The 14,256-nt window shown below is 44.3% G+C and carries 11 protein-coding genes; 5 read left to right on the top strand and 6 right to left on the bottom strand.

Going from position 1 to position 14,256, the window contains the following annotated elements; genetic code table 11:
• Positions 1-2 precede the first annotated feature (2 nt).
• On the top strand, positions 3-707 hold the full coding sequence (locus tag M3090_RS05665; RefSeq protein WP_249054473.1) for an SAM-dependent methyltransferase: 705 nt from the start codon (positions 3-5) through the stop codon (positions 705-707).
• Here M3090_RS05665 and M3090_RS05660 read toward each other — a convergent pair.
• The 6 genes from M3090_RS05660 to M3090_RS05635 form a co-directional block, all read right to left on the bottom strand.
• Positions 673-1,752 carry a hypothetical protein gene (locus M3090_RS05660; RefSeq protein WP_249054471.1) on the bottom strand — a complete coding sequence of 360 codons (1,080 nt, stop codon included), beginning with the start codon at positions 1,750-1,752 and terminating at the stop codon, positions 673-675. The genes M3090_RS05665 and M3090_RS05660 overlap by 35 nt on opposite strands.
• 51 nt (positions 1,753-1,803) lie before the next feature.
• Entirely contained in the window at positions 1,804-2,667 is an 864-nt protein-coding gene (lipA, locus tag M3090_RS05655) for a lipoyl synthase (RefSeq protein ID WP_249054468.1), read from the bottom strand.
• Positions 2,664-4,883 carry a S9 family peptidase gene (locus M3090_RS05650; protein WP_249054467.1) on the bottom strand — a complete coding sequence of 740 codons (2,220 nt, stop codon included), beginning with the start codon at positions 4,881-4,883 and terminating at the stop codon, positions 2,664-2,666. The genes lipA and M3090_RS05650 overlap by 4 nt, the downstream gene beginning before the upstream one ends.
• A 457-nt stretch (positions 4,884-5,340) precedes the next feature.
• On the bottom strand, positions 5,341-5,943 hold the full coding sequence (locus tag M3090_RS05645) for a hypothetical protein (protein WP_249054466.1): 603 nt from the start codon (positions 5,941-5,943) through the stop codon (positions 5,341-5,343).
• A 12-nt stretch (positions 5,944-5,955) separates the two neighbouring features.
• On the bottom strand, positions 5,956-6,858 hold the full coding sequence (locus M3090_RS05640) for a PD-(D/E)XK nuclease family protein (RefSeq protein WP_249054465.1): 903 nt from the start codon (positions 6,856-6,858) through the stop codon (positions 5,956-5,958).
• 11 nt (positions 6,859-6,869) lie between these two features.
• Complete coding sequence (locus M3090_RS05635; RefSeq protein WP_249054464.1) at positions 6,870-7,265, bottom strand: hypothetical protein; 396 nt, start codon at positions 7,263-7,265, stop codon at positions 6,870-6,872.
• Between the two features lie 160 nt (positions 7,266-7,425).
• Between M3090_RS05635 and M3090_RS05630 the strand changes: the two genes are divergently transcribed.
• The 4 genes from M3090_RS05630 to M3090_RS05615 all read left to right on the top strand — a co-directional run bounded on the left by M3090_RS05630 (position 7,426) and on the right by M3090_RS05615 (position 14,219).
• Positions 7,426-7,650 (top strand): helix-turn-helix transcriptional regulator, encoded by a 225-nt coding sequence (locus M3090_RS05630; protein WP_027291200.1) that lies wholly within the window; start codon positions 7,426-7,428, stop codon positions 7,648-7,650.
• 65 nt (positions 7,651-7,715) lie between these two features.
• Positions 7,716-8,720 carry a restriction endonuclease subunit M gene (locus tag M3090_RS05625; RefSeq protein WP_249054463.1) on the top strand — a complete coding sequence of 335 codons (1,005 nt, stop codon included), beginning with the start codon at positions 7,716-7,718 and terminating at the stop codon, positions 8,718-8,720.
• A gap of 1 nt (position 8,721) precedes the next feature.
• Positions 8,722-12,672: an Eco57I restriction-modification methylase domain-containing protein gene (locus M3090_RS05620; protein WP_249054461.1), complete on the top strand. Its 3,951-nt coding sequence runs from the start codon at positions 8,722-8,724 to the stop codon at positions 12,670-12,672.
• A gap of 53 nt (positions 12,673-12,725) precedes the next feature.
• The gene (locus M3090_RS05615) at positions 12,726-14,219 is read left to right on the top strand and encodes an ATP-binding protein (protein WP_249054460.1); all 1,494 of its coding nucleotides are present in this window, start codon (positions 12,726-12,728) and stop codon (positions 14,217-14,219) included.
• Positions 14,220-14,256: the final 37 nt, after the last annotated feature.

The following is a 14,256-nucleotide window of genomic DNA, read 5'->3' as shown; positions in this document are numbered from 1 at the left end:
CCATGGAATCTGCACTTTATCTGTTGCCGGTAACTTTAGGCGATACGCCTGTTGATTCTGTATTGCCTGCCTATAATAAAGAAGTGATAAAAGATATACGTCATTTCATAGTGGAAGATGTACGCTCAGCTCGTCGTTTCCTCAAGAAAGTTGATCGTGAAGCAGACATAGATTCCATGACTTTCTATCCTCTGAACAAACATACCTCTCCGAACGATATTTCCGGCTATCTGCAACCGTTGTTGGAAGGTCATCCGATGGGTGTAATCTCCGAGGCCGGTTGCCCGGCTGTAGCTGATCCGGGCGCAGATGTAGTGGCCATTGCCCAACAGAAGAACTTAAAGGTAGTGCCTTTGGTGGGGCCTTCATCCATCATCTTATCCGTAATGGCTTCTGGATTCAATGGGCAAAGTTTTGCTTTCAACGGTTATCTTCCCATCGAACCCGGGGAACGGGCTAAAAAGCTCAAGCAATTGGAACAGCGCGTTTACGCAGAGCATCAGACCCAATTATTTATCGAGACTCCTTATCGGAATAATAAAATGTTGGAAGACATTTTGCACAATTGCCGTCCTCAGACTAAACTCTGTATTGCTGCCAATATCACGTGCGAAGGGCAATTCATTCGGACAAAGACAGTCAAAAACTGGCAAGGAAATCTGCCTGATTTGACTAAGATTCCTTGTATTTTTCTCTTGTACAAATAATCTCCCGTAAAGGTTCGTATTCATACTCCAGGAATTTGCTGAAGTATTGTTTCCCCAAGTCTTGCTTTATCTGTTGGAGTGTCCATAGCTTGCCCTCTTTGGGGGGGAGGATACTGTTGTCCAATTCGAGTGAGAACAGATAAACCAGCCGGTTGGCTGTATGGTCGCGGTAGTAATATCGGAAGTGAAAGCGGAGGTTGCGCAAAGAAATTTTCGGCATCAGTTCTCTTGCTATTCTTTTGGCTGCCTGTTCGATATTTTCTCCATAAACCGGATATCCTTCCAGGGGCAAATCGTTTTTCCCTTTTTCACAAAAGCAGGTTTGAGGACGAGGTAATAAATAGAGCATATTATAAGCAGTTATGGCAATACGCACTACCGGAAAGATTGCTTTCTTATCCGAACGGAGGATGGTTGCTAACAACGGCTTTTTGCCAATGACATGGCCCAATGTATTCACCACAGGGACAAAAGAAACTCTTCTTAACCGTTTGTTGAAATAGTATAGACCTATTTGGTTGAGCAGTATGGTGGTAATGAATATGCCCAGAGGTATTGTCTCGAAAAGAAACGTGTGAAATCGGGGGATGTCGGAAACAAAAAAATGCGCAGCTAACAGAAGAATCAAGTGCAAAAAGACAAGAACCATCAGAATACGTGCCGATACAATGGCAGCTTCGATGCTCTGAATGAACTTGCGCCGTCGTTCATTTGAAGGATGGGACAAGTGGTTTGCCCATTTTTCTCCGAATAACAGCAGCAGCAGAGAAGGGCAGGCGATGGCGCCTTCTATAAGCAACGGGAGTTTATCGCTGGATTGAAAGAACGGGAGCCACATGGCAAGCAGTAACGTGCCTGTTGTCCCGTACAATAAAAGCGGAAGCATCTGATGATGGCTGAACAGGCACAGTAACAGCCCTAATCCTGCCCCGGCGTATAAAGCTATGTCAGGTTTTATAAAGAAACCGGCAATCATGGCAACTATTCCGGGCAGGAATCCCAATGACAGGTTGAATTTAGGCGACAAGACTTGTGTGTGATTCATCTCTGCATTGTTTAGACCTTTCCGTCTTAACATACATTCGGCAGGAAATGTTCACGGTTTTTGGGCCAACATCTTGCTTTTGTCTGCATGATAAGATGAACGTACCAATGGGCCGCTTTCCACTTGGTCGAATCCTTTTTGCAGTCCCATTTCCTTATAGATGGCAAATTGGGCAGGGGTGACGTATTCTGCCACCGGATAGTGCTTGTGCGAAGGTTGCAGGTATTGTCCGATGGTAAGAATACGGCATCCTGCGTTTCTCACATCATCTATCAACTCTTCCACTTCCTGAGGCGTTTCCCCCAGCCCTACCATAATACCCGATTTGCAGCAGATGCCGCTTTCGGCTATTTGTTGCAAAACCCTCAGACTCGTTTCATAGCGGGCGGCACTACGCACGACAGGGCTGATGCGGCGCACAGTCTCCATGTTGTGCGACATGATGTCCGGTTGTGCGTCGATAACCATTTGTACCAGCTCCTTACGGCCTTGAAAGTCCGGAATGAGCACTTCGATGGTGGTATCCGGGTTCTGTTCTCTAATGGCTGCGATGGTGCGTGCCCAGTGTGCGGCTCCCAAATCCGGCAGGTCATCACGGTCTACCGAGGTAATGACCGCATGCGACAGTTTCATGAGGGCAACAGATTGGGCTACATGTGCCGGCTCTCCTTCATCCAGCGGCAAGGGCTTTCCGGTACGGGTATTGCAGAACTTACAACAGCGTGTACAGATGTCTCCACCTATCATGAAGGTGGCCGTACCGCGGCCCCAACATTCTCCCATGTTGGGGCAACGGCCACTGCTGCATATCGTGTGCAGGCAATGGGATTCCACTATACGTTTTGTTTCACTATATCTTTCGTTGGCTGCAATGCTTATCTTGAGCCATTCAGGTTTGCGTACCCTATCCGTCATTTCAAGTGCGTGTTGAAGAAATTCGTCAACTTGGTGTACAGATGCTTTCTTGTGTTGCCGCCATAAATGCTGTGGTTGCGGTTTGTATATATCTGCATGTCGAACTGCTTGCCCAATTGAACCAGATGTTCGGCATATTCGGCGCAGTTCTGGTAATGCACGTTGTCGTCGGCCGTGCCGTGCACCAGCAAGAGGTCGCCGTGCAGTTTGTCTGCACGCGTAAAGGCAGAAGCGGCTTTATATCCGTCGGCATTCTCTTGCGGAGTGCGCATGTAGCGTTCGCCGTAGATGGTGTCGTAATAGTTCCAGTCTGTCACGGCTGCCACGGCCACGCCCGCTTTGAATACCGGAGTTCCTTCGCTCATGCTCATCAGAGTCATGTAACCTCCGAAGCTCCATCCCCAGATGCCGATGCGGTCTTTGTCTACGTAAGGCTGCAGACCCAGGTAGACAGCCGTTTCCACCTGGTCATGCGCTTCTTTGACTCCCAGGTTCATGTATGTGCATTTTTCGAAAGCAGCGCCGCGTCCGCCGGTACCCCGTCCGTCTACACATACGATGAGATATCCTTGTGAAGCCATGTAAGTCTCCCAACTGATGCTGAAGTCATCGAGCACCTCTTGCGAGCCGGGGCCGCTGTATTGGTACATGATGACAGGATATTTTTGGTTTTCGTCGAAGTCCGCAGGTTTCATCATCCAGCCGTTCAATGTCACGCCGTCTGAGGTCTGGAACGTGAAGAACTCTTTCTGAGGCATGTCATATTCCTCCATTTTGCTTTTCAGTGCTGCGTTGTCTACCAGTGTAGCAAGCGTTTTGCCCGTGTTGTCGTTGAGGGTGATGACATAAGGCGTATTCAGGTTGGTGTAACAGTTCAGGAAATATTTGAAGTCAGTGCTGAACAGTGCCATATTGATGCCTTCTTCGGCAGAGAGCTTGGTCTTTTTCCCTTTGCGGTCTGTTTTCCATACAGCCTGACGCAAAGGGCTGCCTTCGTTGCTGGCATAATAGAAAGTGCCGTTCTTCTCGTCGTATCCTAAAAAGTCTTTTACTTCAAATTCCCCTTTGGTGATTTGCTTGCTCAGATTTCCGTTCATGTCGTACCAATACAAGTGGTTGAAACCGCTGCGCTCGCTGACGAACGAGAAATGGTCTTTGTAGAAGCGAATATTGTCGAACGTGCTTTCTTTGATGTAAGTATCTGTTTCGTCCCGCAAGGCCAGTTTGCAGACAGTGCTTCGTGGGTCGCCCAGATAAAGGTCGAATCGGTTCTGATAACGGTTCAGCGTAAATATGGCCAGCTTATTGGGGTCTTGTGTAAAGCGGATGCGGGGAATGTAACCATCGGCATCGAGAGGCAATCTCATTTGCCGCGTCACTTTTGTTTTGATGTCAAACGTGTGCACTGTTACTTTCGAGTTTCTTTCACCGGTTTTGGGATATTTGTACACATAGGCACCGGGGTATTTCTCATATTCTTTCGCGTGTGGCTTTTCGCCGGCATAGAGCGGGAAGGAGAAAGACGATACTTCAGACTCGTCCCAGCGCACATAAGCCAGCATTTTGCTGTCGGCGCTGAACTCCAAGGCACGGTTATAGGCAAATTCCTCTTCATATACCCAGTCGGGGATGCCGTTCAACACAGCGTTGCGCTTGCCGTCTGTCGTCACTTGGCTTTCGCTGTTTCCATAAAGGCGTTTTACCAAGAAAATATTGTTGTCGCGCACGAAAGCTACCATTGTGCCGTCCGGTGAGAAAACAGGAGCCTGCTGCGGCCCGCCGTCCGACAGACGTTCCACTTTGTTGTCTATTTCCCCCTCCATGTTGCGCCGGAGGCTGTATAAATAGTAGATGGCTGTGTACGAACGACGGTAAATGGGCTTGGTTTCTGTGGCAATGAGCAATGTATTTCCATCCGGCGAGAACCTGTAACTGTCGAAATTCTTGAAAGGACATTCGCGCACCGTGGTCACGTCGAACAGCACTTCCACTTGTTCCCCTGTCCGGAAAGAATATTTAATGATTTGCGTCCCTTCGTCATTCATTTGCGAATAATATTCGCCCTCGCCCGGGATGGGAGTGATTCCGTAGAGATTTTCGGGACGGAATGTGCCGTTTACGACTTCTTCCAGCGTGAGAGGCCTCTTTGTCTGGGCTACCGTCAGGATGGGCAAGCAAAGACATAAAAATAAAAGAGTAGAAATGGTCTGTTTCATGATGATTGATATTTTTTGCTGGGCAAAGATACGCAAAGGAAACAGAGTTGCCAAGGACAGAATGGAAAAGATGGCAGTTGGATGGGATAAACACGATGTTTAATGCGCTAAAGTGCCTCTTTAGCCGTGTCAAGAGCCATTTGGCAGCCAACGTGTCTCAGGTAAAAAAGACTGATGCTTTTATGGGATAAATTCCTTCCAAATTCGTTTCTTGTTCGTTTCTAAGGAGACGAACTTGGAACGACTTTGGAACGACTTTGGTAGGACTTTGATATTGTTTGTTTGGGGGAGCGAATGAATAGGAATTCGGAGTTTTGCTTTTTTGACAAATTATGGTATGAATGAAATTTTCAGGGAAAGGTTTGAGTGAAAAGTGCCGGATTGGAGGTATGGGTGAAAACACAGATAGTACAGTGAGCGTTAGTACTATCTGTGCATTGAAATAATCAGTAATGTATTAGCCGTTATTTATCAGTTCGTCCACTTGCCGGAACAGTCCTGTCATTTCAGGTGTGCGGATTCGGTTTACTTGCTCCATGATTTGACGGGCGAGGCGATTGGTGTCGTTACCGGCATACCATGCAAAGAGATATTGCAGTTCGTTGGTGTTACTGCTGAGTGAAAGTTGACCACAGTTGAGGTTGAACTGGGCATCCCACATTACTTCAAAAGGTTTCTGGTTGAGGTTGCGGATGGAGAAACAAGTCTGCATTTGTCGGAAAAGGGGATTTTTATCCATTAGTTCGTAAACTTTTTTGCAGGTTTCTTCATCAGTGTTTCTAATCCATAGCCGACAGTTATAGCCGCTCCAAGAGTGAAGGGAAAGAAACTTTGAGGGATAATCCTTGAGTTTCCATTCGATGTCCCAAGCGTTCCAGATTGTGCATGTCCATTCTGTATGATTGGCATCAATGCTTGTCAGTGACATGAGTTCACGTTGTAGCTTCTGATACCAACGATTGCGTATTTCTTCTTTTGAGTTGGCCAATTCTGTAAAGGCGCTCCATTTCTCGGGCGTATCAAACATGCCCATCGATTTTTGTAACATTTCTTCAGTCATAACTATTGCGTTTTAAAGTTTCTTACATGTCATTTGATATTGTCTGAGGAATTCCCGCAAAGCATGGTTGCCAGAGGGTAGGGCTTGTATGCAATCTTCTATCCATTGGCAGATAAAGCCATTGAATGTACGGATGTCTGGTTTCATAGGCATCTGCTTCGGTAAATCTGTTGGCCAATTTTCCGGGCGTTCCAAAGTTTGAAAAGTTGGAATTTTGTATTCATTGGGCGTGAGATATACGATGCGGAACAGTTCCTTACGATTTTCATAGAAAGCAACCTCTGAATGTTTGGTACGGCTATAAATTGCATTGTGCCAGTAACGATATAGCTGGTTGGGTTGGTCTATGGCCCAATTAGATTTATTTTCTATAACGACCACGCTTAATGGATGGTTACGTACCAGCAAAAGGTCGATGCGTCCCTGTTCTGCAACTATATTCCAATGTTCTTCATCCATATGTTTGGCTATCTTAATGTCAAGCCTTTGTAAGAACAGGCAAAGAAATAAATTTCCTTGTCCGTGTAGTTCGTTTGGCTCCAACAGAAACTTTAGTAGCCGGCTGTGGCTGGTTTCTCCGATGCTGATGCCGCATAAATCCAGCAGAGAAAAAACGTTGAAGTTGTGTCCGTCTTCTTTGTGAGACTTTCGGTCTGTTTCTATCCATTTATACAAGGTTTGCATAAAGCTGAAGCTTTCTTGCCAAGCATTAACAAGCGCCTTGTCGTTTTGTTGTCGCAGGGCACAAATTTCATTTAAGATATTGGTGCAAATGGGAATAAAGTTTGAAGAGCTTTCTTTATGCAGTTGGGATATTCTCGTAAGTAAAGATTCTTTCTCTTTCTGCGCATTTTGCTGCTCTTGGGCAAACCGGTCAAGCGTATTCTTGTTTATGAGTATTTCTGTATCGTCCATAGTTTCAATTGTTATGTCGTAGAAGCCTTGGCGGAAAAGCGCACGATGTCTTCCATATAATACCAAACAATCAGCGTTGTTGTCAGTCCGGCAAACGATGTGGTGAACCGATTGATTACATAGAGCAATGTCAGTTCAAACATACTCGTATTGCTGTTGATATAGAGCATGCGTCGCGAAACGACTTCGTCCATGTTGATAGCGGTAAAAATGGCTACAAGGATGCCGAATACAAGCGGCGGCACCAGAAGCCCCCAAATGTTTCCGGGGTCGTTTGCAATGATTATAAGGTCAAGAAAAGCGAAAAACAAAAGTGTAAGCAGACAATAGACGAACTTCTTGGGTGCCATAGCCCAGCATAAGACACCTGTAAGGATGATAAATCCGCCTGCGGAAGCTTGAGTCATATCATCCCAATGTGCGAAAAGAAATCTCGCACTGATGGTACAGATAATGAGGATAAAGATTATCAATTATTGAATCTCGTAGAATGATATTATTATCAGATTACTTTGATGATTATCTTTTTATGTATAACTTTGTACTGTTAATATAATATGAAACAATATGGCGAAAATAGAATGCTCAAACCGGTTGCGTGTAATTTTGGCTGAAAAAGAAATAACTAATCGCTGGTTGGCAGAACAGATGGGGGTTACAGACATGACTGTTTCACGATGGAAAACTAATAAGGTACAGCCATCAATGGCCCAGTTTGTTGAGATTGCCCAACTGCTTAAAGTGGATATTAAAGATCTTATTGAGGCTGATTTTAATTATGATATAGAATAATTACTGGTTATGAGGTGTACTGAAACGGCAATTAAAAATGTAATAAAACGCATAATATAACATATATGAATCTGTTACAGATAGACATATACGGAGATGAAATTTTTGAACGATCCCCAAAGCTGCTATCAATGTTGCTCATAGATCGCACTTTAAGTTCAGAAAATTGTCAAGTTAATATTTTCTGGGCGACAAGTAATTATGCCGATTTGGGGGTTGGATATCAGTATAGCGATCAAATTACATTAGAGGCTATTACTGGCAAAAATGGAGATGTGATCAAGCCTCGGGCCGTTAAAAGCCTTGAAATGCAACAGCAACGCAGCCGTGAAATGGCCGAAGTTTTCACTCCGTCATGGATTTGTAATAAACAAAACAATCTGATTGACAATGCTTGGTTTGGGCGAGAAAACGTATTTAATGTAGAGGTAGATAATCCTGACGGTTCACATTCGTGGATTCCGACAGAGGGGAAAATTGTATTTCCTGAAGGTAAAACCTGGCATGATTACATCAACGAAAATCGCCTTGAAATTACCTGTGGAGAGGCTCCCTATCTGGTGAGCCGATATGATTCCGTAACAGGTGAGCCGATACCGATAGAACGAAGGATAGGATTACTTGATAGAAAACTTCGCGTCGTCGGGGAAAATACACAGACATCAAGCGAATGGCTAAAAGCAGCTCAATTGGCCTATATGAGTGTTTACGGTTACGAATGGCAGGGAGACAACCTTGTTCTTGCCCGGGAGTCTCTTTTGTACACCTTCATCGACTATTATAAAGCAAAATTTGGTAAAAAGCCACAACTCAAATCGTTGCAATATATTGCTTCCATCATCTCATGGAATATTTGGCAGATGGACGGTTTGAAAGGGGTAATTCCGGAAAGTTGCCATAGCGTACAACAAACAGTCCAGAACCTGTTTGATTCGAATATAACGGTTCAAGAGTGTGAAGGTTGTCAGAAAGGTAATATTCACAAACATAATGGAGCCTATTGTAAGATTAAGGATTGGCGTGGCAATAAAACGCTGACTTTTATCTCATTGTTAAAGAAAGGGAAATAGTATGGCAGACACAAATTTAAAAATAGATACGACGCTTCTTGATGGCTTGATTGTAGGGCGGGTTGAGCCGCATATCTATGCTTTTTCGACTGAAACAGTTCCCAACTATTTGAAGGTCGGTGACACGGCCCGAGGAGTGCGTGTCCGTCTGGACGAATGGAGAAAGATTTTCCCTAATCTGGTACAGCAGTACGAACATTCGGCACAGATAGACGATGAGACTATTTTTCGTGATTTTGCTGTCCATACTTTTCTGGAACAGGAAAAAGGCAGAACACGGTTGCTACCAGATACGTTTGGGCATCTGCCTTACTATTCAAAGGAGTTTTTTGAAGGGGCAACGACCGCTGATCTGGAAGAGGCTATATCGGACATCTATAAAAGCGCACGGGATAAAAACGGCAAATATCAATTTTATTCTCCGGATCGCCTACCTCAAACATTTACCTACGAACGAACGGATAGCTATCCTCCCCGAGCCAATCAGCAGCAGGTCATTGACAACTTCAGAAATGCGGTCGCTGCCGGACGCACCAATCTGTTGCTGTACGCTGTAATGCGGTTCGGCAAGTCTTTCACGGCGATGTGCTGCGCCAAAGAGATGGATGCGAAAATTGTGGTCGTCGTCTCAGCAAAGGCCGATGTAAAACAAGAATGGAAAAAGACGGTTGAGAGCCATGTTTACTTTTCAGGCTACAAGTTTTTGGACAGTACGTCGTTAAATAGCAATGAAAACATTATTTCCGATACTCTCGCTGCCGGAGATAAGGTCGCATTATTCTTGACGTTGCAAGATTTGCAAGGAAAAGAAATCAAGGCAAAGCACAAAGAGGTTTTTGAGCATCAAATTGATTTGTTAATCGTTGATGAAACCCATTTTGGAGCTCGTGGTGCCTCCTATGGAAAGGTCTTACAGCAATATAATCTCAGCAAATCACAAATTAAAAAGGAACTACAAAGTATCGATGGTTTTGAAACACTCGATCAGGTGGACGAAGCCGTAAAAACATTGGATACAAAGATTCGCATACATCTTTCCGGTACGCCATACCGAATTTTGATGAGCGATGAATTCAAAAAGGAGGACATCATTGCCTTTGTACAGTTTACGGATATTATCGACGAGCAGAAGCAGTGGGATGACGAGCATCTTAAAGAGGATGATTGTAATGAATGGGACAATCCTTATTATGGATTTCCACAGATGATTCGCTTTGCGTTCAATCCGAATGTCTCTTCCGTGAAAAAGATGGAGGAACTGCGTAAAAATGGTATTACCTATGCATTTACTGAGTTGTTCCGGTCCCATTCGATTACGCCTAAAGCAGACGGCAGCCATCGGCAGTTCTTACACGAAGCAGAAATTCTGGATTTGCTGGAGGTAATCGATGGCACGAAAGAGGATGAGAATTTGCTCGGCTTTCTCGATTACGCCAAAATCAAAGACGCTAAGATGTGTCACCATATTGTTGTTGTGCTGCCTTTCCGTGCCTCCTGCGATGCTATGGCTACATTGATTCAACGCGAAAAGGAACGATTCAAAAATCTATGTGATTACGAAGTTATCAACATTGCAGGCTTTGACGAAGAGCGTAAATACTCGACTACGGATATTATCAAAGGGAAGATCAAAACTTGCGAAGAGAAGGGTCGCAAGACACTGACGTTGACCGTTAACCGGATGTTGACTGGAACAACCGTGCCGCAATGGGACACGATGCTTTACCTCAAGGGAACGTCATCTCCGCAGGAATACGATCAGGCAATATTCCGTCTGCAGAATCAATACGTTACCACCTTCAAGGATGAAAACGGCCGAATCATCAAGTACAACATGAAGCCGCAGACATTATTGGTAGACTTCGATCCGAATCGCATGTTCCGGTTACAAGAGTTGAAATCGCAGTTCTACAATGTCAATACGGAGGTTCAGGGTAATGCAAGTTTGAGAGACCGTATCGCAAAAGAGTTGGCAATCTCTCCTATCATCGTACTGAACAAAAATAAGTTGCAGGAAGCGACTCCGACCAATATTACAGATGAGGTTCGCGAATATTCTCGAAACCGCAGCGTATTGGACGAAGCATCGGAGATTCCGACCGACAGCATTCTGTTGGAAGACACCGAAATTCTCAAAGTTATTCGGGAGATTGCTCCCATTGATGCCAAAAATGGTCTCCAGATCAAACCGACAGAAGGTGATGGTGATGACCTTGATATGCCGGACACACCCGATAGGCCGGAAGGAACTGAAAACAGAGATACTGAACCGACCAATCGACCCAATCAACAGCCCGATCAGCCGAAGCCGGCAGAGGAAGACGATAAACTCGACAAACGGCTTGCCGCCTATTATGCGCGTATTCTCTTCTTCGCTTTCCTAACGGATTCGACAGTCAAATCGTTGGAGGAGGTGATTGCCGCTATCCCGGAGACGACGGATAACCGGCGAATCGCCAACCATCTCGGTCTGGACATAGGATTTCTGAAAGTGATTCAAGAGAAGAGCAATCCGTTTATCTTGCGGGCTCTCGACTATAAGATTGAAAATACCAACGATCTGATCCGTGACGCCGCACTGCGCCCCATGGAGCGGGTCGAGATTGCCATGCGCAGGTTCGGACGTTTGTCGGAATCGGAGATAGTTACCCCTGCGAAGGTCGCCGACGAGATGGTTGCCATACTGCCTTTCGAAGAGTTGAACGAGAAGGCTGATGCTAAATTTCTCGATATAGCCTCTAAAGAAGGTGAGTTCTCCGTTGCGTTGTATCAAAGATTCGGCGAGAAGGTCAAGCAGGGATTATATGCAATTGCGACCTCGACCTTGGCCTACGAATTTACGCGCAAGGTTTACACCTTGCTCGGGATGCCGGTTGAAAACATATATGCCGATTTTACGTCGTATGATTTGATTGGCGAAAATAATAATGAGATAATAAAGCAATTAACAGATATGAGATTTGACGTGATTATTGGCAATCCGCCGTACCAGGAAGAAGATGGAGGGGCAGGAGCCAGTGCCAAGCCTATTTACAATCAATTTGTCAATGTATCCAAAGAGATAGCCCCGACCTATTTGTGTATTATTATGCCGTCTCGTTGGATGGCTGGCGGGAAAGGCCTGGATGAATTTCGAAACGCAATGTTGAATGACAAACACATTGCTGAATTGCACGATTTCATGCATCCCGAGGACGTTTTTCCCAATACGAACAATCGTGGAGGTGTTTGCTATTTTGTGCGAAATACAAATTATGATAATACCAAGCATAAAGTAAAGGTGGTTACCCATTATGAAAATCATTCTTATGTTGCGCAAAGGCCTCTGAAAACAGATGATTTAGATATTTTTGTAAGAGATAGTCAGGCTATTAGTATTTTAGACAAGATCTTTAAAGAAGAGAATGTAGATACTATAAATAATTATATATCTGCTGCCAAGGCGTTTGGTTTTAGAACCTTTTTTATTGAAGATAATAGATTCAAAAATTCAGCAGACAATTTACAAGACGCGATAAAGTGCTATGGCCGGGCAGGAAAAATCGGCTATGTGGAACGGACAGAAGTACAGTCTCATCCGGAATGGATTGACAAGTGGAAAGTATATGTACCCGAATCCAATAATATTGGGACAGAATTGAATGACGACAATCAAAATTCATTTGTTGGAGCTCCTGGAACTATTTGTACAGAAACTTATCTTGTAGTTGGTGCGGAGTTAAACTTGACACAAGATGAAGCCTCGCATCTCTCCGATTATCTGAGATCCCGATTTGCCCGATTTTTATTAAGTTTGGCGAAGATAAGTCAGCATGGTACAGGCAAGACTTACCGATTCATTCCACTGCAAGATTTTTCAAAATCTTGGACAGATGCAGAACTCTATGCAAAATATGGTTTAACAGCTGAAGAAATTGACTTTATTGAGGCCAAAATTAAACCTATGGAATAATCCGTTATGCTATTCTAATTCAAAATACAATTAGCGAACAGATGTCGAATACAATGGAATTAGATATTAAATCATTGATAGGCGAAGCGACGGCTTACGACAAGAAGCAGATGCTTGAAATCAGACGGCCTAAAAGTTGGCTTAAGAGTGTCTCAGCCTTTGCCAATGGCGAAGGCGGCATACTGGTATTCGGTATCAGTGATGATGACCAAATATTAGGTCTTGCTGATGCAGAAGGTGACGCTGAAAAAATCAGTGAAGAGATAAAGAGTAAACTTGACCCTATTCCGGCAGTCAGACTTGAACTCAAGGAGGCAGATGGGAAGAAACTTGTGTTGTTGCATGTGTATTCAGGACAGGAAACACCATATTATTATATCGGCGACAAACAGCGTCTTGCTTTCGTCCGTATCGGTAATGAGTCTGTCGTTGCAGATCGTATTCAATTGAAAAGTCTCGTTCTGAAAGGTGCCGGCAAAACTTATGACAGCCTGCCTTCAAGTTACAGATTCGAGGATATGGCTTTTACCAAACTCAGATCTGTCCATTACAAAAGATTGCAACGCTCGTTTGATGACAGCGAATTTGTTTCATGGGGTATCATCGATGAAAACGGCGATCTGACAAATGCCGGAGCATTGTTGGCGGATGAATCCCCGATAAGACAATCCCGTATATTCTGTACTCGATGGAACGGTCTGGATATGACCAGTGGCTTAGGAGAAGCGATTGATGATGTTGAACTGGAGGGTTGTGTAATCGGCCAGTTACAGGATGCTGTGTCTTTTGTGCGGAACAATTCACGGAAGAAATGGTGGAAAGAGAGTGACCACCGCGAAGAATTGCCAGACTATCCCGAACGTGCTGTGACGGAAGCGATAGCAAATGCAATCATCCATCGTGACTATTTGCAGATGGGAAGCGAGATACATATTGACATGTACGACGACCGGATGGAGATATACTCTCCCGGTGGCATGATGGACGGCAGACTTATTCAGCATCTGAACCCTCTTACGGTACCATCCAAAAGAAGGAACCCGTTATTGGCTGATTTTTTCAGTCGATTAGGCTTAATGGAACGTCGTGGCAGCGGAATGAAGAAAATCATAAACACATATAGGTGTTATGAGCGTCTTTCAGACTACCACGCTCCAGAATTCACCTCCAATGCTTCCGAATTTCACGTGACTCTATGGAACTTAAATTTTGAAGGAAATGACAATAATACTACCACAGACAAGGCATCTCAAGAAGTGGAGTTCATAAAAAAACCGATAGAGTTCACAAAAGAGTTCATAAAAGAACCCATGGAGTTCACAAAAGAGTTCATAAAAGCAAGTCGCCAAATATATAAACTGATATCCATGAATCCTAAAGTCAGCACTGTTCAAATGGCTGATTCAATGGGATTATCAACACGTCAAGTTCTGAAATATCTGAAACGCCTTCAAGCATTAGACAAGATAGCTCGTGTAGGTGGACGCAAAATGGGAGAATGGAAGATTATTGATGAAGAGTACGAGGGATTCTTTGATAGGATATAATAGTATATTGTAGTCGTCTGAAAATAATATAATATTT

Source organism: Bacteroides sp. ET71 (assembly GCF_023336905.1).
Lineage (GTDB): Bacteria > Bacteroidota > Bacteroidia > Bacteroidales > Bacteroidaceae > Bacteroides.
The sequence above is the reverse complement of the archived record's forward strand: the minus strand, read 5'-3'. Positions and strand labels throughout refer to the sequence as shown.